This is a genomic window from Anaerostipes rhamnosivorans, assembly GCF_005280655.1.
Classification (GTDB): domain Bacteria; phylum Bacillota; class Clostridia; order Lachnospirales; family Lachnospiraceae; genus Anaerostipes; species Anaerostipes rhamnosivorans.
Genome location: NZ_CP040058.1, coordinates 2,415,561 through 2,441,338, shown reverse-complemented (window position 1 = coordinate 2,441,338; position 25,778 = coordinate 2,415,561). Strand labels below are relative to the sequence as shown.

General features: G+C 44.4%; 24 protein-coding genes and 7 tRNA genes. 26 read left to right on the top strand and 5 right to left on the bottom strand.

Going from position 1 to position 25,778, the window contains the following annotated elements:
• Window positions 1-58: 58 nt before the first annotated feature.
• From AR1Y2_RS12115 to AR1Y2_RS12095, 5 genes are all read left to right on the top strand, one after another.
• Window positions 59-643 (top strand): TVP38/TMEM64 family protein, encoded by a 585-nt coding sequence (locus AR1Y2_RS12115; RefSeq protein ID WP_137329180.1) that lies wholly within the window; start codon window positions 59-61, stop codon window positions 641-643.
• A 234-nt stretch (window positions 644-877) separates the two neighbouring features.
• Window positions 878-2,065 (top strand): [FeFe] hydrogenase H-cluster maturation GTPase HydF, encoded by a 1,188-nt coding sequence (gene hydF, locus AR1Y2_RS12110; protein WP_137329179.1) that lies wholly within the window; start codon window positions 878-880, stop codon window positions 2,063-2,065.
• 78 nt (window positions 2,066-2,143) lie between these two features.
• Complete coding sequence (gene gltX, locus AR1Y2_RS12105; RefSeq protein WP_137329178.1) at window positions 2,144-3,604, top strand: glutamate--tRNA ligase; 1,461 nt, start codon at window positions 2,144-2,146, stop codon at window positions 3,602-3,604.
• Window positions 3,601-5,439: an ATP-dependent helicase gene (locus tag AR1Y2_RS12100; RefSeq protein ID WP_137329177.1), complete on the top strand. Its 1,839-nt coding sequence runs from the start codon at window positions 3,601-3,603 to the stop codon at window positions 5,437-5,439. The genes gltX and AR1Y2_RS12100 overlap by 4 nt, the downstream gene beginning before the upstream one ends.
• Before the next feature lie 19 nt (window positions 5,440-5,458).
• Window positions 5,459-6,058 carry a DUF1653 domain-containing protein gene (locus AR1Y2_RS12095; protein ID WP_137329176.1) on the top strand — a complete coding sequence of 200 codons (600 nt, stop codon included), beginning with the start codon at window positions 5,459-5,461 and terminating at the stop codon, window positions 6,056-6,058.
• A 41-nt stretch (window positions 6,059-6,099) separates the two neighbouring features.
• Here AR1Y2_RS12095 and AR1Y2_RS12090 read toward each other — a convergent pair whose 3' ends face one another.
• From AR1Y2_RS12090 to AR1Y2_RS12080, 3 genes are all read right to left on the bottom strand, one after another.
• Complete coding sequence (locus tag AR1Y2_RS12090; protein WP_137329175.1) at window positions 6,100-7,368, bottom strand: HlyC/CorC family transporter; 1,269 nt, start codon at window positions 7,366-7,368, stop codon at window positions 6,100-6,102.
• Window positions 7,369-7,477: 109 nt separating this feature from the next.
• Entirely contained in the window at window positions 7,478-8,098 is a 621-nt protein-coding gene (locus tag AR1Y2_RS12085) for a response regulator transcription factor (protein WP_137329174.1), read from the bottom strand.
• The gene (locus tag AR1Y2_RS12080) at window positions 8,095-9,183 is read right to left on the bottom strand and encodes a sensor histidine kinase (protein WP_137329173.1); all 1,089 of its coding nucleotides are present in this window, start codon (window positions 9,181-9,183) and stop codon (window positions 8,095-8,097) included. The genes AR1Y2_RS12085 and AR1Y2_RS12080 overlap by 4 nt, the downstream gene beginning before the upstream one ends.
• A gap of 616 nt (window positions 9,184-9,799) precedes the next feature.
• On the opposite strand from AR1Y2_RS12080, the gene AR1Y2_RS12075 reads away from it, so the two are divergent.
• From AR1Y2_RS12075 to AR1Y2_RS12065, 3 genes are read left to right on the top strand one after another with little or no spacing between them, the layout of a single operon-like run.
• Complete coding sequence (locus AR1Y2_RS12075; RefSeq protein WP_137329172.1) at window positions 9,800-10,741, top strand: ABC transporter ATP-binding protein; 942 nt, start codon at window positions 9,800-9,802, stop codon at window positions 10,739-10,741.
• A gap of 11 nt (window positions 10,742-10,752) precedes the next feature.
• The gene (locus AR1Y2_RS12070; RefSeq protein ID WP_137329171.1) at window positions 10,753-11,895 is read left to right on the top strand and encodes an ABC transporter permease; all 1,143 of its coding nucleotides are present in this window, start codon (window positions 10,753-10,755) and stop codon (window positions 11,893-11,895) included.
• Window positions 11,882-13,033 carry an ABC transporter permease gene (locus AR1Y2_RS12065; RefSeq protein ID WP_137329170.1) on the top strand — a complete coding sequence of 384 codons (1,152 nt, stop codon included), beginning with the start codon at window positions 11,882-11,884 and terminating at the stop codon, window positions 13,031-13,033. Before AR1Y2_RS12070 ends, AR1Y2_RS12065 begins: the two co-directional genes overlap by 14 nt.
• Before the next feature lie 86 nt (window positions 13,034-13,119).
• On the opposite strand, the gene AR1Y2_RS12060 is transcribed toward AR1Y2_RS12065, so the two are convergent.
• A complete protein-coding gene (locus AR1Y2_RS12060) occupies window positions 13,120-14,130 on the bottom strand; it encodes an ABC transporter substrate-binding protein (protein WP_137329169.1) in 1,011 nt (336 codons plus the stop codon).
• A 144-nt stretch (window positions 14,131-14,274) separates the two neighbouring features.
• Here AR1Y2_RS12060 and AR1Y2_RS12055 point away from each other — a divergent pair, with 144 nt between their 5' ends.
• Entirely contained in the window at window positions 14,275-14,562 is a 288-nt protein-coding gene (locus AR1Y2_RS12055) for a YerC/YecD family TrpR-related protein (protein WP_137329168.1), read from the top strand.
• An 8-nt stretch (window positions 14,563-14,570) separates the two neighbouring features.
• Here AR1Y2_RS12055 and AR1Y2_RS12050 read toward each other — a convergent pair whose 3' ends face one another.
• Window positions 14,571-15,188: a DUF1836 domain-containing protein gene (locus AR1Y2_RS12050; RefSeq protein WP_137329167.1), complete on the bottom strand. Its 618-nt coding sequence runs from the start codon at window positions 15,186-15,188 to the stop codon at window positions 14,571-14,573.
• A 179-nt stretch (window positions 15,189-15,367) separates the two neighbouring features.
• Between AR1Y2_RS12050 and pcrA the strand changes: the two genes are divergently transcribed.
• From pcrA to atpG, 17 genes are all read left to right on the top strand, one after another.
• Window positions 15,368-17,575: a DNA helicase PcrA gene (gene pcrA / locus AR1Y2_RS12045; protein ID WP_137329166.1), complete on the top strand. Its 2,208-nt coding sequence runs from the start codon at window positions 15,368-15,370 to the stop codon at window positions 17,573-17,575.
• Window positions 17,576-17,643: 68 nt separating this feature from the next.
• On the top strand, window positions 17,644-17,907 hold the full coding sequence (locus tag AR1Y2_RS12040; protein ID WP_095142895.1) for a DUF4366 domain-containing protein: 264 nt from the start codon (window positions 17,644-17,646) through the stop codon (window positions 17,905-17,907).
• Between the two features lie 303 nt (window positions 17,908-18,210).
• Window positions 18,211-18,285: transfer RNA gene (locus AR1Y2_RS12035), tRNA-Pro, on the top strand.
• 4 nt (window positions 18,286-18,289) lie between these two features.
• A tRNA-Gly gene (locus AR1Y2_RS12030) sits at window positions 18,290-18,360 on the top strand.
• Window positions 18,361-18,400: 40 nt separating this feature from the next.
• Window positions 18,401-18,474: transfer RNA gene (locus tag AR1Y2_RS12025), tRNA-Arg, on the top strand.
• A gap of 37 nt (window positions 18,475-18,511) precedes the next feature.
• Window positions 18,512-18,585, top strand: a tRNA-His gene (locus tag AR1Y2_RS12020).
• A 46-nt stretch (window positions 18,586-18,631) separates the two neighbouring features.
• A tRNA-Gln gene (locus AR1Y2_RS12015) sits at window positions 18,632-18,703 on the top strand.
• A 3-nt stretch (window positions 18,704-18,706) separates the two neighbouring features.
• A tRNA-Lys gene (locus AR1Y2_RS12010) sits at window positions 18,707-18,779 on the top strand.
• Window positions 18,780-18,820: 41 nt separating this feature from the next.
• Window positions 18,821-18,900, top strand: a tRNA-Leu gene (locus tag AR1Y2_RS12005).
• 332 nt (window positions 18,901-19,232) lie between these two features.
• Window positions 19,233-19,802 carry an urea carboxylase-associated family protein gene (locus AR1Y2_RS12000; protein WP_330576905.1) on the top strand — a complete coding sequence of 190 codons (570 nt, stop codon included), beginning with the start codon at window positions 19,233-19,235 and terminating at the stop codon, window positions 19,800-19,802.
• A 39-nt stretch (window positions 19,803-19,841) separates the two neighbouring features.
• Window positions 19,842-20,996 carry a M50 family metallopeptidase gene (locus AR1Y2_RS11995; RefSeq protein WP_137329165.1) on the top strand — a complete coding sequence of 385 codons (1,155 nt, stop codon included), beginning with the start codon at window positions 19,842-19,844 and terminating at the stop codon, window positions 20,994-20,996.
• Window positions 20,997-21,394: 398 nt separating this feature from the next.
• A complete protein-coding gene (locus tag AR1Y2_RS11990) occupies window positions 21,395-22,075 on the top strand; it encodes a F0F1 ATP synthase subunit A (RefSeq protein WP_137329164.1) in 681 nt (226 codons plus the stop codon).
• 50 nt (window positions 22,076-22,125) lie between these two features.
• Window positions 22,126-22,344 carry an ATP synthase F0 subunit C gene (gene atpE / locus AR1Y2_RS11985; RefSeq protein ID WP_006568949.1) on the top strand — a complete coding sequence of 73 codons (219 nt, stop codon included), beginning with the start codon at window positions 22,126-22,128 and terminating at the stop codon, window positions 22,342-22,344.
• Between the two features lie 20 nt (window positions 22,345-22,364).
• Window positions 22,365-22,850, top strand: coding sequence for a F0F1 ATP synthase subunit B (atpF, locus tag AR1Y2_RS11980; RefSeq protein ID WP_137329163.1), 486 nt, complete (start codon window positions 22,365-22,367; stop codon window positions 22,848-22,850).
• A complete protein-coding gene (atpH, locus tag AR1Y2_RS11975) occupies window positions 22,847-23,350 on the top strand; it encodes an ATP synthase F1 subunit delta (RefSeq protein ID WP_137329162.1) in 504 nt (167 codons plus the stop codon). The genes atpF and atpH overlap by 4 nt, the downstream gene beginning before the upstream one ends.
• A gap of 5 nt (window positions 23,351-23,355) precedes the next feature.
• Window positions 23,356-24,855 carry a F0F1 ATP synthase subunit alpha gene (atpA, locus tag AR1Y2_RS11970; RefSeq protein ID WP_137329161.1) on the top strand — a complete coding sequence of 500 codons (1,500 nt, stop codon included), beginning with the start codon at window positions 23,356-23,358 and terminating at the stop codon, window positions 24,853-24,855.
• 10 nt (window positions 24,856-24,865) lie between these two features.
• The gene (gene atpG, locus AR1Y2_RS11965) at window positions 24,866-25,753 is read left to right on the top strand and encodes an ATP synthase F1 subunit gamma (RefSeq protein ID WP_137329160.1); all 888 of its coding nucleotides are present in this window, start codon (window positions 24,866-24,868) and stop codon (window positions 25,751-25,753) included.
• Window positions 25,754-25,778: the final 25 nt, after the last annotated feature.

The window sequence follows — 25,778 nt, the reverse complement described above, 5'->3', positions numbered from 1 at the left end:
CTGGATTTCAGAACTGTCCGCTATGATAGAGATAGTAAAAGAAAGGCGGTGGCAGTTTATGAGCAGACAAGCTGTAAAAAAAGCGACAAATCTCACAACTCTGGTATTGATCGGAGCGTTGATCATATTCTCTATATATGGATATCAAAAAGGAATTTTTACAAACAGGCAGCAGATGGAGTTGTTCATCCGGCACAGCAGTTTTTGGGGACCGCTCCTGTTTATACTCATTCAGGTTGCTCAGGTGGTGATCGCAGTGATTCCGGGAGGTCTTACCTGTCTGGCGGGGGTTGTCTTTTTCGGTCCGTGGTATGGATTTTTGTACAGTGCCATTGGAATCCTCATCGGTTCCTGCATCAATTTTTATCTTGCAAGACAATACGGAGAAAAATTTATTCGTCTGTTTGTAAGTGATGAGACGTATGAAAAGACGAGAGAAAAATTTTTGACTGGGAAAAGATTTGATGTAGTATTTACGGCGGCAATTCTTCTTCCATGTGCACCTGACGACGTACTTTGTATGATCGCCGGACTGACAGACATGTCATGGAGAAAGTTTTTAACCATTCTTATTCTGGGAAGACCGGTGACGATCATAGTGTACAGCTTAGGAGGAGCCATGATTCCACTGTTGATGAGCTGAGTTTTTCTTCACTGTCAGAAGGCGGCGACTTTTGTTTTCTGATAATTGATTGTTTAACATGTAATAAATAATTTCACTCATTTAAAATAAAAGGCGGAGCAGTCATTGGACTGGTTTGCCTTTTATTGTTATATATGCAGATTTCATTGGTTTTGTTCTATTGATTCAAAAGTTTCGGTGGTATATACTGAAAAGGAAAATAACGAACTAAGGAACAGGAAAAGGAGACAGACGATGGGTTTAAATGAGACACCAAGGGGGGACAGGATTCATATCGCATTGTTTGGGAAAAGGAATGCGGGGAAATCCAGTATTATCAATGCGTTGACGGACCAGGAACTAGCCATTGTATCCGATGTGAAGGGAACAACAACTGATCCGGTTTATAAGGCCATGGAGCTTCTGCCGCTGGGGCCGGTGGTGATGATCGACACACCGGGCCTGGATGATGAGGGCGAACTGGGACAAAAGAGGGTGGACAAGGCAAAGGAAGTTCTCCGAAAGACAGATATTGCGCTGGTGATTGCCGATGCCGGGACAGGGCTTACAGAGTTTGAAGATGGAATTCTCGATCTGATCAAGGAACGGAAGCTTCCTTATCTGATCGTCTATAATAAGGCAGACGTAACCGGCAGTGACAGCCGCAGAGACCAGGAAAACTCTTGTTTTGTCAGTGCCATTACAAAGGAAGGAATTTATGAGCTGAAGGAAGCCATCGGAAAGCTGATTCCCCAGGAAGACAAGCACAAAAAGATCGTGGGAGATCTGATCTTACCGGGGGATTTTGTGGTACTTGTAGTTCCTATAGACTCAGCGGCGCCGAAGGGGCGTCTGATCCTGCCACAGCAGCAGACGATCCGGGATATTTTGGAGAGCGGGGCATGTTCCATTGTAGTGAGGGAATCGGAACTTGAACAAACCCTCCAGGATATTGGAAGAACTCCTGCGCTGATCATCACGGACTCGCAGGCATTTGAACAGGTGTCTGCTATAGTGCCGGAGGATATTCCTCTCACATCCTTTTCCATTCTGTTTGCCAGATACAAAGGCGACCTTGAAGAGGAAGTGAAGGGGGCCAGAGTTGTGGATCAGTTGAAGGACGGATCCAGGATTTTGATCGCGGAAGGATGCACCCATCACCGCCAGTGCGATGATATCGGAACCGTGAAGATTCCAAGGTGGCTGACAGAATATACGGGAAAGAAGCTGAACTTTGAAACATCCAGCGGCAGTACCTTTCCGGAAGACTTAAGCGGTTATGACCTGATCGTACACTGCGGAGGCTGTACGCTGAATCCAAAGGAGATGAAACACAGGATTGCTTCATCTGTGAGAGCGAAGGTGCCGATCGTCAATTACGGTGTTTTGATCGCAGAACTGAAAGGAATCCTCGAACGTAGTTTAGAGCCGCTGAAACTTTGAAAATACGGCGGGAGGCTTGACCGGAGACAGGGTTCTTGAGATAATAGACAGGATAACGAAAGAAAGGATTTAAAACAGATGAGTAAAGTAAGAACAAGATTTGCCCCAAGCCCTACTGGAAGAATGCATGTAGGGAATTTAAGAACCGCATTATATGCGTATTTGATTGCAAAACACGAAGATGGAGATTTTCTGCTTCGTATTGAAGATACAGATCAGGAGCGTCTGGTAGAAGGAGCGGTGGATATTATTTATAACACACTGGCGAAAGCAGGGCTTGTCCACGATGAAGGGCCGGATAAGGACGGAGGCTGCGGGCCCTATGTTCAGAGTGAGCGCCAGGCGGCAGGTATTTATCTGGACTATGCCAAGAAGCTGATTGAAAAAGGAGAGGCATACTACTGTTTCTGTGACGAGGAACGCCTGGAGAGCCTCAAGGTGAAGTCAGGAGATGTGGTTGTAAGCCATTACGACAAGCACTGTCTGAATCTGAGCGATGAAGAAGTGGAAGAAAAACTGAACGCAGGAATCCCGTATGTGATCCGCCAGAACAATCCAACAGAAGGAACGACCACATTTACCGATGAGATTTACGGTGAGATCACAGTGGACAATATAGAGTTGGATGATATGATCTTGATCAAGTCCGACGGTTATCCAACCTATAACTTCGCAAATGTGGTGGACGATCATCTGATGGGGATCACCCATGTTGTCCGTGGCAATGAATATCTTTCTTCCACGCCGAAGTACAACCGTCTATATGATGCATTTGGATGGGAAAAGCCTGTTTATGTGCACTGCCCTCTGATCACGGATGAGGAGCATAAGAAGCTGAGCAAACGAAGCGGACATTCTTCTTTTGAGGATCTGCTGGAGGCAGGATATCTTCCGGATACGATCGTAAACTTTGTAGCACTGCTTGGCTGGAGCCCGGGAGGGGAGAGGGAGATCTTCTCCTTAAAAGAGCTGGAAGAGGCGTTCGACTATCATCATATGTCCAAGACACCGGCAGTATTTGATATGACAAAGCTTTCATGGATGAACGGAGAATATATCAAAGCCATGGACGATGAAAGCTTTAAGGCTGCAGCGATGCCGTATGTCCGGGAAGTGATCACGAAGGATGTGGACATTGAAAAGATTTTATCTATGGTGAAGACAAGGATCGAGCTGTTCACTGAGATCAAGGATCATATTGATTTCTTTGAGGAAGTGCCGGAGTATGATAGTTCCATGTATCAGCACAAGAAGATGAAGACTACAAAAGAGTCCGCGCTGGAAGTTTTGAAAGAGATCCTGCCGGTTTTTGAGGCCCAGGAAGACTTTAGCAACGATGCACTGTATCAGACCCTGCTTGGATTCGCTAAAAGCCATGAGGTCAAAAATGGCTACGTCATGTGGCCGGTCCGCACTGCTGTGTCAGGAAAACAGATGACACCGGGAGGAGCTTCTGAGCTCATGGAGATTTTAGGAAAGGAAGAGTCTGTGAAAAGACTGCATGCGGCTGTTGAAAAGTTAGAGGCAGAGCTTTCATGACAGAATGGAATGAGGCCCAGAAACAGGCCATTACCCATAAAGATGGTCCGATGATGGTCCTGGCCGGCCCTGGATCCGGGAAAACTACAGTGATCACGGAACGGACAAAGTATCTTGTGGAGCACTGTGAGGTAAATCCCTCCAATATTTTGGTCATTACCTTTACTAAGGCAGCGGCAGCAGAAATGAAAGAACGGTTTATGAAGCTGGCAGGGAGATCCCTGCCAGTTTCTTTCGGGACCTTTCATGCTGTATTTTTTACAATTTTAAAGCATGCGTACCGGCTTCAGGCCGGATGCATCCTGCCTGAGCACAAAAAGTATGGACTGCTCCGGGAAATCATCACGGACCGGGATCTGGAAACAGGGGATGAACCCGACTTCCTTCGTTCCCTGATCAGTGAGATCAGTCTCGTGAAAGGACAGCTGCTTTCTATGGAGTATTATCACAGCCAAAGCTGTGCGGATAGTATTTTCCAGCTGATTTATCAGGAGTATAATAAAAAGCTCCAGAGAAACCAATGGATGGACTTTGATGACATTCTGGTCTATACATATCAGCTTCTGAAAGAACGAAAAGATCTGCTGGCTGCATGGCAGAACAAGTATCAGTATATCCTTGTAGACGAATTCCAGGACATTTCACCAATCCAGTATGAGATCATAAAGATGCTGGCAGCGCCGAAGAACAACCTGTTTATCGTGGGAGATGACGATCAGTCTATTTACCGGTTCCGCGGGGCAAAGCCAGAGATCATGCTCGGATTTCCCAGGGATTATAAAGACTCAAAAAAAATTCAGTTAGACATTAATTACCGTTCCAGCCCGGAGATCGTGGACGCAGCCCAGAAAGTGATAAAGGCAAATAAAAAGCGATTTGCAAAGGAGATCAGGTCCTGCAAAGGCGCGCAGGTACCGGTGGAATTGAGGACATTTAAAGACCAGCAGGAAGAATGTATTTATGTGGCCAAAAAGCTCAGGGAAGAATACGAGAAAGGCTGCCCGTTCGAGGAGAATGCCATTCTGGTCAGGACCAACCTGGGAGCCAGGACTATGATTGGAAAGCTGATGGAGTATAATATTCCGTTTGCCGTCAAGGATGGGATTCCCAGCCTGTTTGAGCATTGGATCGCAAGAGATATCATAGATTATATCAGAATGGCACTTGGAGACCGCAGGAGAGGAACGTTCCTGCGTATCATGAACCGCCCCAAGCGTTATATCAGCAGAGAGTATCTGGATCAGCCCGAGATCTCATTTCAGGAACTGAAAGAAAAGACAAAGGATAAAGAATGGCTGTATGACTATATCGAGGAGTTAGAGGAAGATCTGAGGCTTCTGAAGGATATGACACCGTTCCTTGCAATCACCTACATAAGAAAGTCTGTGGGGTACAACGCATATCTGGCGGAGTATGCAAGGATCCGGAAACTAAAAGAGGAAGAACTCACCGACGTGTTGGAAGAGCTTCAGGAAACGGCCAGAGCCTATGATACCTATGAAGAATGGTTTGAGTTTATGAGGTCATATACAGAAGAGCTGAAAGCCCAGTCCGATCAAAAAAATCAGGAAAAGCAGGGAGTGATCATCAGTACTCTGCACAGCGCAAAAGGCTTGGAATATGAGAGGGTTTTCCTGATCGATGTAAACGAAGGTGTGATTCCATATAAAAAGGCTGTGAAGACGGAAGAACTTGAGGAAGAACGGCGCATGTTCTATGTGGGAATGACCAGGGCAAAGAAATATCTCCATGTATTTTCTGTGGAAAAGATGTATAATAAAGACAGCAGTGTGTCGGATTTTATCCGTCCTTTAGAGGGGAAGAGGAGAAAGTAATAGAAGGGAGTCAATGCATATGGAGCAGAGAGCAATACCCAGACCGGGGGATTTTTATAAACATTTCAAAGATAAGCTGTATCAGATTGTCACAGTAGCAGAACATTCGGAGACTGGAGAGGCTCTTGTTATTTACCAGGCCTTATACGGGGATTATAAAACTTATGCCAGACCGCTGCCAATGTTTTTAAGTCAAGTGGACCGTGAAAAATATCCTGGGGTCAGCGCCAAATACCGTTTTGAGCGCGTAGATGTAAAGACATACCAGAACATCACGGATCTCCACCAGATCAACGACATCCTGGAACGGCATATCGAACGAAAGGAACCGGAGATACAGAAAGAACACCCGAAACCGGAGAAAAAGGAACCAAAACCAGAGGAACACACACATGAAAAAGAGCAGCAGGATCTGCTGATCCGTTTTCTGGACGCTGAGAGCAATGAGGAACGCCTGGAACTTTTGAGAAGATATGAGGACAGGATCTCGGAGACTGTCCTGGATTCCATTGGTCTGTCCATGGATTTCCCATTAAACAGCGAAGACCGGGGAAGAAAATTAAGAGAGCTGGAAGGTTTCATTAAGACGAAAATGAAATATGAAAAGAAAAGAAGATAATAAAAAGGGAAAGCATGAACATCTTATGCTTTCCTTTTTTGTCAGGCTTTTTCGGCCCTGCGTGTGATCTGAATCAATTCCAGTCTGTTTTTTTCTACTTTCCGGACTTTAAAATCAAAAGATTCGTCTGACGCGGTCTCTCCCTCAGAAGGAAGGTGATCCAACAGTTCGATCACATAACCGCCAACAGAGTCATAGTCCTCGGACTCGATCTCTGTATCCATCAAGTCGTTCAGATCATCAAGCTTCAGGGAAGCGTTGACGAGATAAGAACCGTCCTCAAGTTCCTGGAAACTTTCTAATTCGTTGTCGTCATATTCATCTCTTATCTCTCCCACCAGTTCCTCTAAGATATCCTCCAGAGTGATCAGTCCTGCGGTGATACCGTACTCATCCAGGACAATCGAAAAGCTGACATTTTCCTGCTGCATCTGAGCCAGCAGACTGGATATCTTCTGTGTCTCATAGGTGAAGAACGGTTTTCTCAACACATCCTGAATATGGAAGATTTCACCGCGGTGCAGAGTGCGGTAAAAATATATATCCTTTAAATAAACGATTCCAATGACCTTGTCCTTGCTCTCCTCATATACCGGGAGGCGGGAATACTGTGTAGCCATAAAAAGCTCCATGACCTCATCATAGGAAGCATCGGCAGATACAAAGGTAATATCGATCCTCGGGATCATAATATCTTTAGCGATGGAATCCTTGAAATCAAATACGTTATAGATCATTTCTTTTTCATCTTTTTCAATGACACCGTCCTCGTGGCTGGCATCTACAATCGTTCTCAATTCCCGCTCTGTCATGACCTGTCTAGACTGCTTGGCGTCAATGCGCAGAAGCATAAGAAGGCCCGTAGAGAGCTTATTGATGACGATGACCACAGGGGTCAGGATCTTTGTTACATAATATATGATCGGGCCGAAGCGCAGCGCAAGGTTTGTATTTTTGATGGTCGCATAGGTCTTTGGGGTGATCTCTCCGAAAATTAAAACGAGAATGGTGAGAACACCGGTTGCGATCCCTGCTCCGGCGCTTCCGAAGACGTCAATAGCTAATGTGGTGGCCAGAGATGTGGCAGAGATATTGACAAGGTTATTGCCGATCAGGATGCTGCTGAGCATAGATGCAGGGTTCTCGATCAACTGCAATACTCGTTTTGCATGCTTATTGCCATCCTCCACTAATGCACGGATGGTATGAACGTTTACCGTTGTAAGCGCTGTCTCCGACGACGAAAAAAATGCCGACAGAGCTAATAAGATAATTAAGATACATAATCTTAATATGACACTGGGGTCCAAATAAAATCCCTCCTAAATTGTTTATAGTATATGTGGTTACGATAATTTTACTAGTCATACGGCCAGGTGTCAAGTTTTGCCTGTCTTTCCGGCCTTATGAAAGGACCGGCTATCTGTGCTGGTAGTAGAAAATGGCAAGCTGGGTCCGGTCTCTTAATTCCAGCTTGTCGAGGATAACACTGAGATAATTTCGTATGGTTCCCTCACTCAAATAAAGGCATTCAGATATTTCTTTATTGCTCATGCCTTTTGCTATGTATTCTATGAGCCGGAGCTCTTTTGCATTGATGCCGTAATCAGAATAAGAAAACTGCTGTCTGCTTGCAATGAGATCCGGTATTTTTGAGATGATTTCATTGCCAAATACATTCTGGCCATTTTCTACGGCATGAAGGGCGGGAAGAATGCTTTCAAAATCCTGTTTCAGAATGTAGCCTTTGGCGCCGATATTCAGAGCATCGATGATATACTCATCATCGGAAAACGTGGTTAGGAACAGGATCTTAGCATCGGGATGCTTTCTGCGGATCTCTCTCGCAGCCTCTATGCCGGTCATGCCGTTCATCCTTATATCCATCAACAGTACATCGGGGCGGTAGGTGTCATATAGAGAAATCGCTTCTGTCCCATCTGATCCTAAAGCCTTGACCATGATATCTGGAGACGTCTCCAATATGGTTTTTAAAGAAGATGAAACAAGCTTGTCGTCATCGATGATAATGATATTCATGTATTACCTCCCAGTTGATAAGATGATGTATTGTGCGGAACTGTGATAAATATTTTAAAACCATGTTCATATGAAATATGAATCGTTCCGTGAAATGATTCGATCCGTTCTTTCATATTCGATAACCCCATGCCGGACGAGTAGGAGCCGGGCTCGATCGTTCCATCGTCTTCAAACAGCAGCTGATAGAAGGATGGATGTTCTCTCAGGACAAGGCGGATATGCCTGGCATTGCTGTGTTTTGACGTATTTGTAAATGCTTCTTTGATGATGGCCGCAAAACAGTATTGGAGATTCTGCGGGGGAGAATCTGAGATATCGTAGACAAAATCAACATTATAATCTGGATATCCCCGACTGATCTCCGATACAGTGTCATGGAGGCTGACGGAAGATTCCTGAAGCCCGTGCACGCTTGTACGGATACTGTCCATGGCTGTGTTCAGCGTCTTATGCAGCTCAGAAAGCGGCAGAGAAAGAGCAGGGTCCTGGTTGAGAGCCTTCAGTGCACCAAGCTGAAGAATGGACCGTGAGAGCATGTGTCCCACATTGTCATGGATTTCTCTTGCGATTCTGTTCCGCTCTTTCAGAGTTGCAAGGTGTATTTCTGTTTCCTGTTTTTCCAACAGATATCGGTTCTTTTTATTAAGCAGCAGATTCAGCTCCGTGCTGTCATCCCTTAATTTTTTGAATTCTTCCCTCATGCCGTCCAGTTTCTGTGTGCGTACAGATAAAAAAATGGAGAGCAAAAGATTGAGGATCAGCCCCATACGAAGAAACAGCGGGTGGGACGTCAGAAAGGGAATGGAACACAAAACGAGAAGTGCCCCGGAAAACTTCCGGCTGGTCCGTGTACAGTCATAACAAAACAGAGGAAGAAACAACTCAAAAGAAGGAAATGATATACTGAGAATGCCATACATACATGAGACAGATAGAGACAGCTTCTCATGATCTTTCAGGGAAAGAACGCAAGAAGCAGTAAACCCAGTCAAAAACGCAATGACAGGCACCATACCACTCTCCCGCAGGAGAAGAGGAATGGTAAATAATAATAAAATAGATTTATCTATGAGTACGGACATAACGCCCTCCTAAAACAAAAGTCACTTAAAATATTATACCTTATCGTGCGAAGCACGTCCACCCGAAGGGTATAAAATGCGGTATGCCCCAGAGGGTATACCTTATCGTGCGAAGCACGTCCACCCGAAGGGAATGAGTTATTCACCACTATTTCCGTCGCGCTTTTGAAATGCGCTCCTCCAATAGTGGTGAATAACTTTCGAAAAGTGGCACCTTTTTTTGACAGAAGCCCTTCTCCAGCAGACATTACGTCCATTTTCTACATGATTGGAGTGAGATATTTTAAGAGCCGAACGGATATCATGTGGAATATGTCATTTGTATAGGGCACACCGTGTTTTAAAATGCACTTCTCCGATAGTGATAAATAACTTTCGTACATTTTTGACAGTTACTTTTCTAGATGACAAAGAGGCGGTCACCAGAAAATAGAAGATATCTTCTACGATAGTTTTTCTTCATTGTCGTAAGGAGGCCTTTTCAGAGTCGACTGGAGACAATGAAGAAAAACTATCGTAGGATATGACAAATGTCATCTTCTTTCTTGACAAACGGCACTGTAGTAAGTGGATGAGATCCGCTATAGTAAAGATAACAAAAGAAAGGGGTGGAGTTATGGAACAATCTATCATTGAAATAAAAAATCTTGTGAAACGCTATAAAGACCTGGTGGCTTTGGATCATTTGAATATGGAAGTCAGGGAGGGAGAAGTATTTGGGCTTCTTGGGCCGAATGGTTCAGGTAAGACAACAGCGATCAACTGTATCCTGGGTCTTCTGTCCTATGACAAGGGGGAAATAAAGGTTTTCGGAAAACCGATGGAGGCTGACTCTTATGACAGTAAAAGAGAGATTGGTGTGGTCATGCAGAATGTGGCAGTTTTTGATGAACTGACAGTCTTTGAGAACATTGATTATTTCTGTGGGCTGTATGTGAGAGATAAAAAGGAGAGAAAAAAACTCGTGGAGGAGGCCATCCAGTTTGTAGAGTTGGATGAATTCCGCAAGTTTTATCCCCCAAAGCTGTCAGGAGGTCTTCTAAGACGCCTTAACATTGCCTGCGGCATTGCACATAAGCCAAAACTGATTTTCCTGGATGAGCCTACGGTGGCTGTAGACCCACAGAGCCGAAATAAGATCCTGGAGGGAATACTGGAATTAAACCGGCAGGGGACAACTGTTATTTATACCTCTCATTACATGGAGGAAGTGGAACAGATCTGCAGCAGGATTCTGATCATGGATAAGGGGCGGCCGCTGGCCATTGGAACAAAGGAAGAATTGAAACAGATGATCAAGATGGGAGAAAAAATTACGGTAGATGTCTTTGACCTAAAGGAGAAAGACCTGCAGGCGATTCAAAATATGAAGCATGTATTCCAGGCAAAATATTCTGACAGAAAGCTGTATGTGCAGTGTAGCGGAGGAAGCCATAATCTGGTCAATCTTCTGGGATATCTGTCTGACAGGGAGATATCTTTTGGAAGAGTATACTCGGAGCTTCCCACATTAAATGACGTATTCCTGGAGATCACAGGAAAACAGCTGAGGGATTAGGGGGCGAGAATATGTTTTGGCATTTATTTAAATATCATTTCAAATCATCCATAAGAAATAAATCGGCTATTTTCTGGTGTTTTGCGTTTCCTCTCATACTGGCGACACTCTTTTATTTTGCATTTGGGAATCTTTTGAAGGAGTCAGAGAAGCTGGAACCCGTTCCGGTAGCGGTTGTGGAGATGAAGGCCACAAAAAATGCAGAGGGTTTTAAGGAAGTTGCAGCGCAGCTGTCTAAAAAGGGTGATGACCAGCTGCTGAAAGTCAGGAATACGACCTTGAAGGAAGCGAAAAAACTGCTCAAGGATGAAAAAATCGACGGTTTTTATACTCTGGGAGACAATGTAAGGCTGACAGTCAAGGAAAACGGCGTGAACCAGACGATTTTAAAAGAGGTCAGCGACCAATATATCCAAATGAGCAAGATGGTAGAACAGACCATGAAGGAACATCCGGAAGGAATGCAAAAACTGGTGAAAGCCATGTCACAGGATATGGTGGAGAACAGGCAGATCAGTCTTGGAAATGAAGACGCCAATATGATGGTGCAGTATTTTTATGCGCTGCTTGCCATGGTGTGTCTGTATGGATGTTTTCTCGGGCTTCAGAGTGCCCTTCACGCCCAGGCCAACTTGTCGGATATCGCAGCCAGAAAAGCAGTGTCTCCAACTGGAAAACTGAAGAGTACGGCGGCAGACTTCCTTGTAGGTGTCACAGTGCAGTTTTTAGCTTTCCTTGTGGCCATCGGCTATATGTGGCTGATCTTGAAGATCGATCTGGGAAACCAGGCAGGACGTATACTATTGGCGGGATTTTTTGGCTGTGTCACAGGGGTGTCAATGGGAATGTTTATCGGTTGTGCCGGAAGGATGGCCAGAGATACAAAAAGCGGACTCTGCGTGGGCATCAGTATGCTGTTTTGTTTTTTCAGCGGACTGATGGTTGGAAATATGAAAGATATCGTAGAAAAAAATCTTCCGGTCTTCAACAGGATCAATCCGGCGGCCTTGATCACAGACTGCTTTTACAGTCTGAATATATATGATGATCTGACAGTCTATCTCAGAAGCTTGATTTCACTGGCGGTCATTTCTATGCTGCTCTGCCTCGGAAGCTTTTTCATGATGAGGAGGAAAAAATATGCAAGTATTTAAATGTTTTTTTAAGATTGTCAGGAGCAAAAAACTTTCAATGGTGGTCTATGGATCTGTTTTTATTGCGCTGACCATTATGTTCTCCAACTTTGGAAGGAGCAGTGACACCGGATTTAAGGCCACAAAAATAGAGGTAGGTATTGTGGATCACGATCAGAGCACCATATCCAAAGCTTTGAAAGACTTCCTCTCAAAAGAGCAGAATGTGAAAGTTATGAAAGATGACAAGAGGACAATGCAGGATGAACTGTTTTACAGAAATGTAGAATACATCCTGATCCTTCCGGAGGGATTCGGGGACAGCCTGTTAAGCGGGAATAAAAAGGCTGAAATTAAAAATGTAAAGGTGCCGAATTCCACCAGCGGCTATATGATCGACCAGCAGGTAGGTAAGTTTACGAAGATGGTGAGGAGTTATTTAGCGGCAGGATTCTCAGAGCAGCAGGCCGTTTCAAGGGCAGAGAATACATTAAAGTCATCGGTGGATATCAGCCTTGCGGGAAGCAAAAAAGCAGGAGAACAGAGCAGTACCGCATTTTATTTCCAGTATCTTGCCTATATTTTTATCGCTATGATCACTGTGGCGGTGAGTCCGGTATTTATGGTCTTCTTTAAAAAGGATATCCGGAGAAGAAACCAGTGTTCTGCGGATACGGATAAGTCCAGGAATTTTCAGCTAGCTCTGGGTACGCTGACCACATCCGTGGGCTGCTGGCTGTTGTTTGTTCTGCTGGCAGTAGTGATGTACCGAAACGAGATCTTCCAGGGAAATATCTGGCTGTTTATGCTGAACAGTCTGGTTTTCATGGGGGTGGCAGCGGGAGTGTCCTTCCTTGTAGGGCTGCTTGTGACCAACGACGATGCACTGCAGGGAGTGGTAAATGTTGTGTCATTGGGAAGTGCCTTTTTAGGCGGGGTTTTTGTACCAATAGAATACATGGGGAAATCAGTGCTGACAGTATCAAGATTCATTCCCACTTACTGGTATATTAAATCAAATAAGCTGATTGACCAGCTGGAAGTAATGGATATGAGCCATATATGGCCTGTTCTGCAGGGAATCCTGATCCAGGCAGGGTTTGTTCTGGCGCTGTTTGCAGCCGCCATGCTGGTGAGTAAGCAGAAACGGACTGCTTAGAAATTGACAGAAAAAGAATGGGCCGCAGATGATGATCTTTTATCGTCTGCGGTCCATTTTTTCTGAAGATAGGTAACAGGTAAGTGTTATTTTGCTTTTTCGGCAAAGTTGTTATCCACCAGCTTATCAAACGGCACGGTGTCATCCAGCTCACCTGCATTTTTTAAGATATCCTGGAGAAGCGCAAAGCCGTCTTTGCTAAATACCGGATTATCTTTAAAGGTATCCTGGTCTTTGTAACGTTTGATGATCGTAATCAGATCGTTTTTGGAAACATCAGGGAACTGTTCCCCGATGACGGCTGCAATCTCTTTCGGAGAGTGGCTGTTTACATACTCCTGGCCTTTTTTAATGGCATTGGTAAAGCCCTGAATGATTTTTGGATTCTTTTTGATATAGCTTTTTTTAGCGCAATACGTTGTGTAAGGGACAAAACCGCTCTCCACTCCGAGAGATGCGACGACGTATCCGGCCCCCTGTTTTTCGAGAGCTGTGGCATTGGGCTCAAATTCAACCGTAAAGTCCCCGGTTCCGCCGGAAAATGCACCGGAGGTGTTGGCAAAGTCAATGTTCTGAACCATTTTTACGTCCTTTTTCGGGTCAATGTTCTTTTTCTTGAGAACATATTCCAGGATCATCTGAGGCATTCCGCCTTTTCGTCCGCCGATCAGTTCTTTTCCTTTGACGTCATTCCATGAGAAGTTTTTGATCTTTTTTCTGGAAACGAGGAAGTTTCCTGCACGCTGGGTCAGCTGGGCAAAGTTGACCGCATAGTCCTGGTTTCCTTCATTGTACTGGTAGATGCTGGCTTCCGGTCCCATAAAACCGATATCCGCGTTTCCGGAGATCAAGGCAGTCATGCTCTTGTCTGCTCCGAATCCTGTATCGACTTTGAGTTCGATGCCCTCATCTTTGAAATAGCCTTTTTCAATGGCTACATACTGTGGGGCATAAAAGACGGAGTGGGTGACTTCATTTAAGGTCACCTTGGTGAGTTTTTTTGTCTTTTCTTCGGATTTGGATGTCTGGCAGCCGGAAAGTGCACCCAGGGCCATGACAGAAGACAGAAAGACGGCAGCAAGTTTTTTTACTCTCATAAAAACTCCTAAAAAATACTTTATTTAATAGAATATGCGGAATCAAAAAAACGGTGCAATTCTTCTTTACTTTAACGCACTGATGTTGTATATTAAAACTAATTAAGCATCGAGATGTCGAAGCAGGAAAAGGAGCAGCAGATTATGAGCAAAAAGATAAAAACAGAGGCCGCGAAACGGCTGTTTCAGGCGATCCTTACGTTGGAGACGCAGGAAGAGTGTTTCACTTTTTTTGAGGATTTATGCACGGTGAATGAGCTGGAATCCCTGGCACAGCGCTTTGAAGTAGCCTCAATGCTCAGGGAAAAGCATACCTATCTGGAAGTGGCGGAGAAGACTGGCGCATCCACGGCTACCATCAGCAGGGTGAACCGTTCTCTAAACTATGGAAGTGACGGGTACGATCTGGTATTTAAAAGAATGAAGAAATAGACGGCAGTCTATTTCTTCTTTTTTTTGTCTTTTTTATCTTCCTCTGGATCAAAGGTATACAGATTGTCGATCATCTTTTCGATCAGCTGTTTTTTTGCGTAGATGTCATAGCAGAGAAGTGTAATAAAAGAAAAGGTCTGAAGCAGTTCCCGGTCTTCTTTATCTTTTACAAAGGAAAAGGATTCCTTGGCCTTTTCCAGATCCTCACCGACGGATTCTTTGATCACTGGTTTTTGTCCATGTTCCAGCTGATAGATCTCTTCGTAGATATCATAAAACGAAAGCTCCCTGTCATCGTCATAAAAATGATCCTTTAACGGAGCCAGCAGAGACTTTATGTCGGAAATGGACATAAAGTTTTTTAGATAATAAATATATATTAAAAGAATCATATGATTTCTGGAATACTTCTTTTTGCTGGAAGGCGGCAACAGATCATTTTTGGAATAATTATTTATCATGGTTTTGGTAAAGATCTTATCGCCCTCGAAGCGTGTGGAATTTTTTAATTCTGTGTCCATAAATGTCGTGATCTGGTCCATATACAGGTCGATATTCGGGATATCTTCCGGAAGAATATAGTCTAATTCCAGCCATTCGGAAAGCTTGTTTTTCAAATCTTCCATACATCGTCCTCCTTGATTGTATGATAACTACATTATACGGTCTTTTATACTATATGACAAGTGGTTACGATACATATTTATCGCTTCTTTTTTCATCTGGATGTAGTATAATGATAGATAGTCTTACCGGAAAGGAAGGTTAAACAGAAGTAGAACAGGAGCAAGAAAGGATATTACATATGAGCATATATGATACATTAAACGAACAGCAGCGGGAAGCCGTATTTTGTACGGAAGGGCCTCTGCTTCTGCTGGCCGGCGCAGGCTCAGGCAAGACAAGGGTTCTGACTCACAGAATCGCATATCTGATAGAAGAGGGAGTGAATCCCTACCACATCATGGCTATTACATTTACGAACAAAGCGGCAAAGGAAATGAGAGAGAGAGTGGATGCTCTGGTTGGTTCCGGAGGGGAGCATATCTGGGTCAGTACATTCCATTCCACATGTGTCCGCATATTGAGGAGGCACATTGACAAACTGGGCTATGACAACAGCTTCACGATCTATGACAGTGATGACCAGAAGTCTTTGATCCGGGGGATCTGCAAGCAGTTTAAAGTTGATACCAAGGCCATGCCGGAGCGTTCGATCATGAACGCTATCTCATCCGCAAAAGACGAATTTATGACACCGGGAGAATATGAGACCCGGTATAACTATGATTTTAAGAAGAAAAAGATCGCAGAAATCTACAAAGAGTATCAGAAGCAGCTGAAAGCAAACAATGCCCTGGATTTTGATGATCTCTTATTTAAGACAGTGGAGTTGTTCCAGTTCCAGCCGGAAATACTGGACTATTACCAGGAACGGTTCCGTTATATCATGGTAGATGAGTACCAGGACACAAATACGATCCAGTTCCAGCTGATCAGTATGTTGGCTAGAAAGTACGGAAATCTGTGTGTGGTGGGTGACGATGATCAGTCTATCTATAAGTTCCGCGGAGCAAATATCAAAAATATTTTAAACTTTGAAGGAGTATTTCCAGATGCGGCAGTGATTAAGCTGGAGCAGAATTACCGGTCCACAAAAAACATTCTGAATGCCGCCAATGAAGTCATCAGAAATAATAAGGGCCGGAAAGAAAAAGCGCTCTGGACAGAAAATGATGACGGAGATACGATTGTATTTCACCAGTATGGGACAGAATATGAAGAGGCGGGACAGATCGTGGAAGAGATCGGCCGCCTGGCAAAGGAAGGTGTGGAGTACAAAAACATCGCGATTCTGTATCGGACTAACGCACAGTCCCGTATATTTGAAGAGAAATTTATGATCAAGAATATTCCATACCGAATCGTGGGAGGGACCAATTTCTACCAGAGGAAAGAAGTAAAAGACGTCATCTCCTATCTGAAAGCGGTAGACAACGGCCTTGACGACCTGGCAGTGAAGAGGATCATCAACGTGCCGAGAAGAGGTATCGGGGCAACTACCATCGATAAGGTCCAGACATATGCCATTGAGCAGAATATAAGCTTTCTGGATGCCTGTTTTGACGCAAGGCAGATTGAAACTCTTGCCAATGCCAAAAAGAAGATTGAGAAGTTTGCCGGAATTATTTCTGATTTTAGGGAGCAGGCACAAAAAGGCAGCCTGGAAGACCTGTTCCACTATATCGTGGATGAGACTGAATATGTAAAAGGACTGGAAGCTGAGGGTACGGAGGAAGCGCTGGCTAGAATCGAGAATATCAACGAACTTTTAAATAAGATCGTGGCTTATGAAGAGACAGCGGAGGAACCGACACTTTCCGGTCTTTTGGAAGAAATTGCTTTAGTGGCGGATATTGACAATCTGGAAGATTCAGATAACCGGGTGATTTTGATGACGCTGCATAGTGCCAAGGGACTGGAGTTTCCATATGTATTTATCAGCGGTATGGAAGACGGGATCTTTCCGAGCTATATGACGATCATTTCTGAGGATCAGGAAGAACTGGAGGAGGAGAGGCGGCTTTGTTATGTCGGGATCACCAGGGCCAAAGAAAAGCTTTATCTTAGCGCCGCAAAGCGCAGAATGATGCAGGGAAGGACGCAGTTTAATAAAGTCTCCCGTTTCATCGATGAGATCCCTCAGGAGCTCTTAAAGCTGGATTACGGTGTGAATTTAAACGATAAGCGGCCGGATCATGATATTTTTTCTTCCAACCGGAGGACCCAGTTCAGAAAGCCATTCCAGAAACGGCAATTTGCAGAACCAAAATCTGATTCTCTTTCTTACGGCGTAGGGGACCGGGTCAGCCATATCAAATTTGGTGCTGGAACAGTCAAGGAAATTGTCTCTGGAGGACGCGATTATGAGGTGACAGTGGACTTTGAATCGCATGGTGTAAAAAAGATGTTCGCATCCTTTGCAAAATTAAAGAAAACCGAGCAAAAATAGAAAAAAGATTAGTAATGAAACGGGATAAGTGATATAATAAAAAAAACACATAAGAAAGGGTGAATGACATGAAAAGTTTTGACGATTTACTAAGTGCGGCAAAGGTATCAGACATTATGCACAAGAAAGACAAAGAAGATAATAAAATTGTCTGGGCACTGGCAATCATCGGTGCGATCGCAGCGGTAGCAGGAATTGCATACGCAGTCTATAAGTATCTGACTCCAGATTATATGGAAGACTTTGACGATGATTTCGATGACGATTTTGATGATGATTTCTTTGAAGATGAAGATGATATAAAGTTATCAGCAAAAGAGGAAGAAGAATAAAATCTTATAGAGGACATTCTGGTGAGGAATGTCCTCTTTTTCATGTTACCAGAAAAGCATTTTTCTGTTGAATAAAAAGATTTATTGCATTATTTTTTTAATAAAAATATAAATTATTTTGTTATCCATTGTGGTTAAATATACTTTAAGCCCAGTATTTAAGCCGTTTCCGGGAGTTTTAAAAAAATATAAAAAAGATGTTGACTTTTGTCCGCCTGTCCAGTATAATAAATCTTGCTTGTGAGAAAGACGGCAGCCAAACAAAAGCAGTTTTGGAAAGTCTTTCAAGAAGGAATTACATATCGGGGTGTGGCTCAGCTTGGCTAGAGCGCTTGATTTGGGATCAAGAGGTCGCAGGTTCGAATCCTGTCACCCCGACTTTGCGGGTGTAGTTCAATGGTAGAACTCCAGCCTTCCAAGCTGATCACGTGGGTTCGATTCCCATCACCCGCTTTGGTTTTACAAAGCCAAACATATATACAGTTATATGTATGAGTCTGTAGCTCAGTTGGATAGAGCAACGGCCTTCTAAGCCGTAGGTCATGGGTTCGAATCCCCTCAGGCTCGTTTTTATTTCGCCTTTTTGAAATAATTTATATTTATGGTGGGTATAGCGCAGTTGGTTAGCGCGCCAGATTGTGGCTCTGGAGGCCGTGGGTTCGAATCCCATTACCCACCCTTTTTTATTATCTATTTACAGGATTACTGGATTTCCTGGAGATAATGGGCTATCGCCAAGCGGTAAGGCACAGCACTTTGACTGCTGCATTCGCTGGTTCGAATCCAGCTAGCCCAGTATGGGTGTGTAGCTCAGGTGGTAGAGCACTTGACTTTTAATCAAGTTGTCCGGGGTTCGAATCCCCGCACGCTCACTTCGTCATCTATACAATTTATGATAGATGACATTTTTTATGCGGATGTGGCGGAACTGGCAGACGCGCTAGACTTAGGATCTAGTTCTTCGGAGTGCAGGTTCGATTCCTGTCATCCGCATTATAGCTTACGGGCAGTCAAGATTGTATTAACAGAATACGAGTTTAAAAGCACATCTGAAAATGATGTGCTTTTTTATGTCATAGGAAATTCCTACGGAACCTCCTATGACATAAAAAAGCCCTGTGGGCAGTATGCACACAAATGCGTAAGGAATTTATTTGACTGCGTCAAATCGCATTTGGCGCGCAAAGTTGCCAAGCCCCTCAAAGAGTGAGCGGGTGGTGAGGTGGGTTTGCCCAATTTGTACCTGTTATGGAGAGTTACCATGAAACATCCTCATAGCTGTGATAAGATATAGAAAAAGAGAATAGACGGAGGAGAAGATGCATATGAGAAGTGAGTATTTAGTCAGCGCCTGCAGCGGGGCAGCGATTCATGTAAAAGAAGGCCAGTTTATCACGGTCATTGACATAGAAGGGGAGCAGGTTGCTGATTTCTTTGCGGAGGCAGGGCAGAACCCAAATGAATATTTGTCAGCCGGAGTGACCATCGACTGCAATGAGTCGCTGCGGCTGAATGTAGGCGATACGATTTACACGAATCTTTACCGTCCAATGTTTCAGCTTGTGGCTGATGATGTAGGGGAACATGATCTGATCCACCCGTGCTGCCGGGAGGAAATGTATGAGTTTTTTTACGGAAACGGAAAAGGCCATTCAAATTGTCTGGATCATATTAACAACAGTTTAAACAGACACAGGACAGGCATCACGCCGGTCAACCTGTTTATGTGCACCAGAATCCGCAGGGACGGCAGTATTTCCGTTGAGGCGCCAGTTTCTAAGGAGACAAAGTGGTCCTCAAGGCGCTTATGGATGTGTGTCTGGGGGTGGCTGCGTGCAGCGTATCGGAGAGCCGATGCAACGGAGGAAAGTGTTCAGCAATTAAAATTATTATAGAAGATGAGAATTCTGATGGCTTGACTATGGAGAAAGGCCATGTTTGATAAAGATCAAAAGAAAATAATTTTGTGGCTGCGAAGAGCCGGAGCAGTACTCTTTTTATTGATGGCGGTCTTGTATGGGGCCTTGGCGGCTGACTGTATGAAAACGTTCTCGGAGATGAAGATGACGTCTGGGGGATATGCCATGGTATTGATGGCATCAGTTATTTTTCTGTACACAGGATTTTTTGTCCAGATTCTCATCCATGAATTCGGTCATCTTGTATTCGGCCTGCTCAGCGGCTATCGGTTTTCGTCGTTCCGGATTGGAAACCTGATCTGGATCAAGAACCGTCAGGGGATACATTTGAAAAGACTGTCTCTTGCAGGGACGGGTGGACAATGTCTGATGAGTCCTCCCGATATGGAAGGAGGGAAGATACCGTTTATCTTATATCACCTTGGAGGCTGCATTATGAACACGGTCTTTGCTCTGATTCTCCTAGGAGGCTGTATTTTCTTTAAAACCGGGCCGTTTTTATCTGCGTTTTTACTAATTACAAGCCTTGTCGGTTTTGTCTGTGCATTTCTTAATGGGATTCCTATCCATTTTAGCAGCGCAGATAACGATGGGTTCAATGCAGTTTCATTGGGAGAAAATCCTGAGGCCGTGAGGTCCTTTTGGACACAGCTGAAGATCAATGAACAGAATACCAACGGAATCCGTATAAAGGATATGCCGGAAGAGTGGTTTCGTGTACCGTCCGATGAGGAGATGCGAAACAGTATGACTGCTGTCATGGGTGTCAGCGCCGCAAACCGTATGATGGATGCACATAAGTTTGATGAGGCAGAACAATTAATAGAGCATCTGCTTCGTATGGAGTCTGGGATTGCGGGCCTGCACCGCAGTCTGCTGATCTGTGACAGGATCTATTGTGAACTTATAAAGGGCAGCGGCCGGGAATGGATAGACTATATGCGGGACAGGCAGCAAAGAAAATTCATGCAGGCCATGAAGAACTTCCCGTCTGTGATCCGGACCCAATATGTATACGTGCTGCTATTTGAAAGGGATGTGGAAAAAGCGGAGAAAATAAAGAGAAGGTTTGAAGAGCAGGTAAGGTCATATCCGTATGAGAGTGATGTTGTGAGCGAAATGGAGTTGATGCGAACTGCAGAACAGAGGTTTACAGGCCATTATTTATGATTTTGGAAAGTATCAGATAATTGTAATTGAATAGTGAATTATCAGTTTTAATCGGGCTGCATATACTAAGAATCAGAAGACAAGGAACTGGGCAGGAACCGGGAAAATCGAGGCCAGAAATAGGAACTTCTTTTAATAAGAAGAAATCGGATTATCTGACCTCTTTTTTGTTGGTAGCTTAAAGGTGGTATAACATGCACAATAAATCCGGGTAAATACAAATTAAAATGGAAGAAGTGCACAATAGAAATTGGAAGGACCAACAAAAAATATTTTTCAAGTGGCAAAAAAGTAATTTTTATAGAAAAAATACCAAAAAAATAGGTTGATTTTTAGAATTGACAAAGCAAATCCAGAGTATTATACTCACTACAAATTTAGGAAAGGAGGAGCGTTCGATGAGTTTATCGGAGAAGTTGATGGAAGAGCTTGTGAGCAAGACAGCATTTACCATTCCTATCTTCGGCGGGATCCCAGTGCCGCAGTCGGTTGTGGTCACGTGGGGCATTATGGCTTTTGTCATCGTATTATGTCTGATTTTTGTGAGAAATCTTCAGATCGTCCCCACAAGAAGGCAGGCCTGCATCGAGACGGTCGTCGGAGGGGTGTACGGGTTTTTCCATGGGATTCTCGGGGATGAAGGAAAAGGTTATATCCCATATCTTGCGACAGTCGGTATTTATCTCGGCCTTTCCAATCTGAGCGGTTTGGTTGGACTGACGCCGCCGACAAAGGACATCAATGTGACAGCAGGGCTGGCAATCATGAGTATTATCCTGATCGAGTTTTCAGGGATCCGCCAAAAAGGTTTAAAAGGATTCATAAAAAGCTTCGCGGAGCCGGTTCCGTTTATCGCGCCGCTCAATGTGCTGGAAGTCTTTATAAGGCCGTTGTCATTGTGTATGCGGCTTTTCGGAAATATCCTCGGCGGGTTTGTCATCATGGAACTTTTGAAGATCGTGGCACCGATTTTAGTGCCGATCCCATTCAGTTTTTATTTTGACGTTTTTGATGGATTGATTCAGATGTATGTCTTTGTTTTCCTGACAGCGATCTTTATGAAGGAACTGATGGATTAAAACAAAGGAACAAATTAAGTGAAAAATAATAGTTTAAGGAGATGTAGATTATGTCATTAGTAGCATTAGGAGCAGGAATTGCAGTATTATCAGGAATTGGAGCAGGAATTGGTATCGGTATCGCAACATCAGGTGCGACAGATGCGATCGCAAGACAGCCGGAGGCAACTGGAGAGATCAATAAGACCTTATTATTGGGATGTGCACTGGCAGAATCCACAGCCATTTATGGTCTGGTTGTTGCGATTATTATCATGTTTGTACTTTAAAAAGCTTGGAGGCGGTGTAGGTGTTATCATTTAACTCAGGACTCCTGTGGACGTTTGTGAACCTTATTGTATTTTTTCTGATCTTAAAAAAGATCCTTTTTAAGCCCGTTATGGGAATGATCGAGAAGAGAGAACAGATGATAAACGGACAGATCCAGGATGCAGAACAAAAAAATACCCAGGCGGGGCTGTTAAAAGAGAAATACGAAGGCGAACTTAAGAATGCCAACCAGGAGGCAGCGCGGATCGTAAAGACGGCCAAGGAAAGAGGTAAAGAAGAATATCAGCGGATATTAAAGGATGCCAATGAAGAAGCATCCAAGGTTATTGCGGACGCAAATAAAACCATTGAGACGCAAAAAGAGAAAGCGATACAGGGAATCCAGAATGAGATTGCGGGAATGGCCATTGCGGCAGCTTCTAAGGTAATTCAGGAAAATGTGGACCAGGCGGCCAATGAGAAGATCCTGGATGACTTTTTGAAGGAAGCGGGTGCAGGCAAATGAACGGGCTGACGGATAACTATGCAAAGGTATTATTTGACTTGGCAATCCCGGAAGAGTACATCAACGAGACAAAAAGGCTGTGCTGTGAATGCCCCGAACTGGTGGCTGCACTGGCAAGCCCGGTAGTCTCACGAAAAGAAAAGCATGCGGTCATTGAGAAGGTGATTCCGGGACCGGTACAAAGCTTTTTGAAGGTTGTCTCTGACAATGGTGAGGCAGACAGCGTCTATGACATTTTTGAATCCTATGATGAAATAGTTTTAGACAAAAAAGAAGTAGCTACGGCAGTCTTTTCTTATGTCACTAAGCCGGATGAAAAAAGGCTTACGGACATCAAAAACATGATCTGCCAAAAATATCATAAAACAGGCGTAGAACTGCGGCTTAGAAAGGACCCGTCTTTGATCGGCGGTTTCGTCTTGACCGTAGGTGATGATGTATATGACAGAAGTGTAAAAGCTTCCATTGCAAAATTACAAAACAGCCTTGTGCGGGGGTGAAACAGTTGGGCAATATAAATCCGGAAGGGATTATCTCAGTTTTAAAAAGTGAGATAGAAGATTATGAAAACAAAATTCAAGTGCAGGAGGAAGGCACAGTCATCCAGATTGGTGACGGTATTGCGACCGTACATGGTTTAAATCATGCGATGTATGGAGAACTGGTGGAGTTTGAGAATGGCACCAGAGGGATCGTACAGAATCTGGAGATGAAGACCATTGGCTGTGTGTTGCTTGGAAGCGACCATGGGCTGGTGGAAGGCTCCAAAGTCGTAAGAAGCGGGAAACGTGCCGGAGTTCCGGTTGGAGACGGTCTGGTCGGACGTGTGGTGAATGCTTTGGGAGCACCGATTGACGGTAACGGGCCGATCAAGACGGATGCCTATCTGCCTATTGAGAGAGAGGCGGCGGGGGTCATTGAGAGAAAATCCGTAGATGTTCCTATGGAGACCGGAATTCTCGCTATTGATGCCATGTTCCCGATCGGCCGCGGCCAGAGGGAACTGATCATTGGAGACCGTCAGACAGGAAAGACATCCATTGCTGTGGACACAATTTTGAATCAGAAGGGCAAAGACGTTATCTGTGTCTATGTCGCCATCGGACAGAAGGCATCCACTCTGGCTAAAATTGTTTCCACACTGAAAAAACACGACGCTATGGATTATTCTATTGTAGTATCCGCTTCAGCCAGCGATGTGGCGCCGGTACAGTATATTGCACCGTATTCCGGCACGGCAATGGCGGAATATTTTATGGATAAGGGAAAAGATGTTCTGATCGTCTATGATGATCTGTCAAAACATGCAGTGGCATACAGAGCAATGTCATTACTTCTCCAGAGGCCGCCTGGAAGGGAGGCCTATCCGGGAGATGTGTTCTATCTGCATTCCAGACTGCTGGAGCGCTCCTGCAGGATGGATGAGGCACACGGGGGCGGATCCATCACTGCGCTGCCGATCATTGAGACTTTGGCAGGCGATGTATCTGCATATATTCCGACAAATGTTATTTCCATAACCGACGGGCAGATTTTCTTGGAAAGTGATTTGTTTTTCTCCGGAATCCGGCCTGCAGTCAATGTAGGTCTTTCTGTTTCCCGTGTGGGCGGGGCAGCTCAGACCAAAGCCATGAAAAAGGTCTCCGGAAGTTTAAGGATTGATCTGGCACAGTTCCGTGAAATGGAAGTTTTCACGCAGTTCAGCTCAGACCTGGATCCTCAGACAAAAGAACTTTTGGACCACGGAAACCGTTTGGTGGAATTATTAAAACAGCCGCTGTACCATCCGATGAGCCTGCATAAACAGGTGATCCTTTTATGTGCGGCAAACAACCGGCTGCTTATGGACGTTCCGGTCAATGAGATCAAGTCCTTTACGGAGGATCTGGTAATGTTCTTGGAAGCTAAATACGGTGACCTGGTCAACGAGATTGATGAGAAAAAAGTTTTGACGGATGAGATGGCAAAGCAGATCGTAAATGCGGTGAAAGAATTTAAAAAGTAGGTGAGCATACATGGCAAATATGACAGAAATCCGTTCCAGAATGAAGAGTATTCAGGAGACCATGAAGATTACCAACGCAATGTATCTGATCTCTTCCACAAAGCTTCGCAAGGCCAGGGAAAAGCTGGATGCCACGGCACCTTACTTTGAGCTTCTCCAGTCCACTATCAAAGATATCCTGTTCCACTCTCCGGACATTAACCATACCTTTTTTGACCAGAGGAAAAAGATTAAGCCGGAGGACAAAAAGAGGGGATATGTGGTTATGACTGCGGATAAGGGAATGGCAGGGGCTTACAACCACAATGTGTTAAAGCTTGCAGAAGAGAAACTTGCAAAGGGGAATAACAATACATTATTTGTCATCGGTCAGATGGGACGGCAGTATTTTATGAGGAAGAAGGTCAGGATTGACGGAGAATTCCTCTATACGGCCCAGGATCCAAGCATGTGGAGGGCCAGGAACATTGCGGAGACACTGGTTGATCTTTACCGCAAGGAGAACCTGGATGAGATTTATATCATCTATACAAAGATGATAACTCCGCTTAAGTCGGAGCCGGAGATCATTCAGATCCTTCCGTTGAAACGGCAGAGTTTTGAGGAAATGAATGTGGAACTGGAGAAATATCACAAGATCGCGGATTATTCTCCATCCCCGAAAGTAGTCATGGACCATCTGGTGCCGAACTATGTAAAGGGCCTCATATACGGAGCGCTTGTAGAGTCATTTTCCAGCGAGCAGAATGCGCGTATGATGGCAATGCAGGGGGCGACGGACAGCGCCAGGGACATGATCAAGGAACTATCTCTTTTGTATAACCGTGCCAGACAGGCGGCAATCACACAGGAGATCACGGAGATCGTAAGCGGCGCAAAAGCGTTTCAGAAGAAATAAATCATAGAAATAGAACATAGAAAGA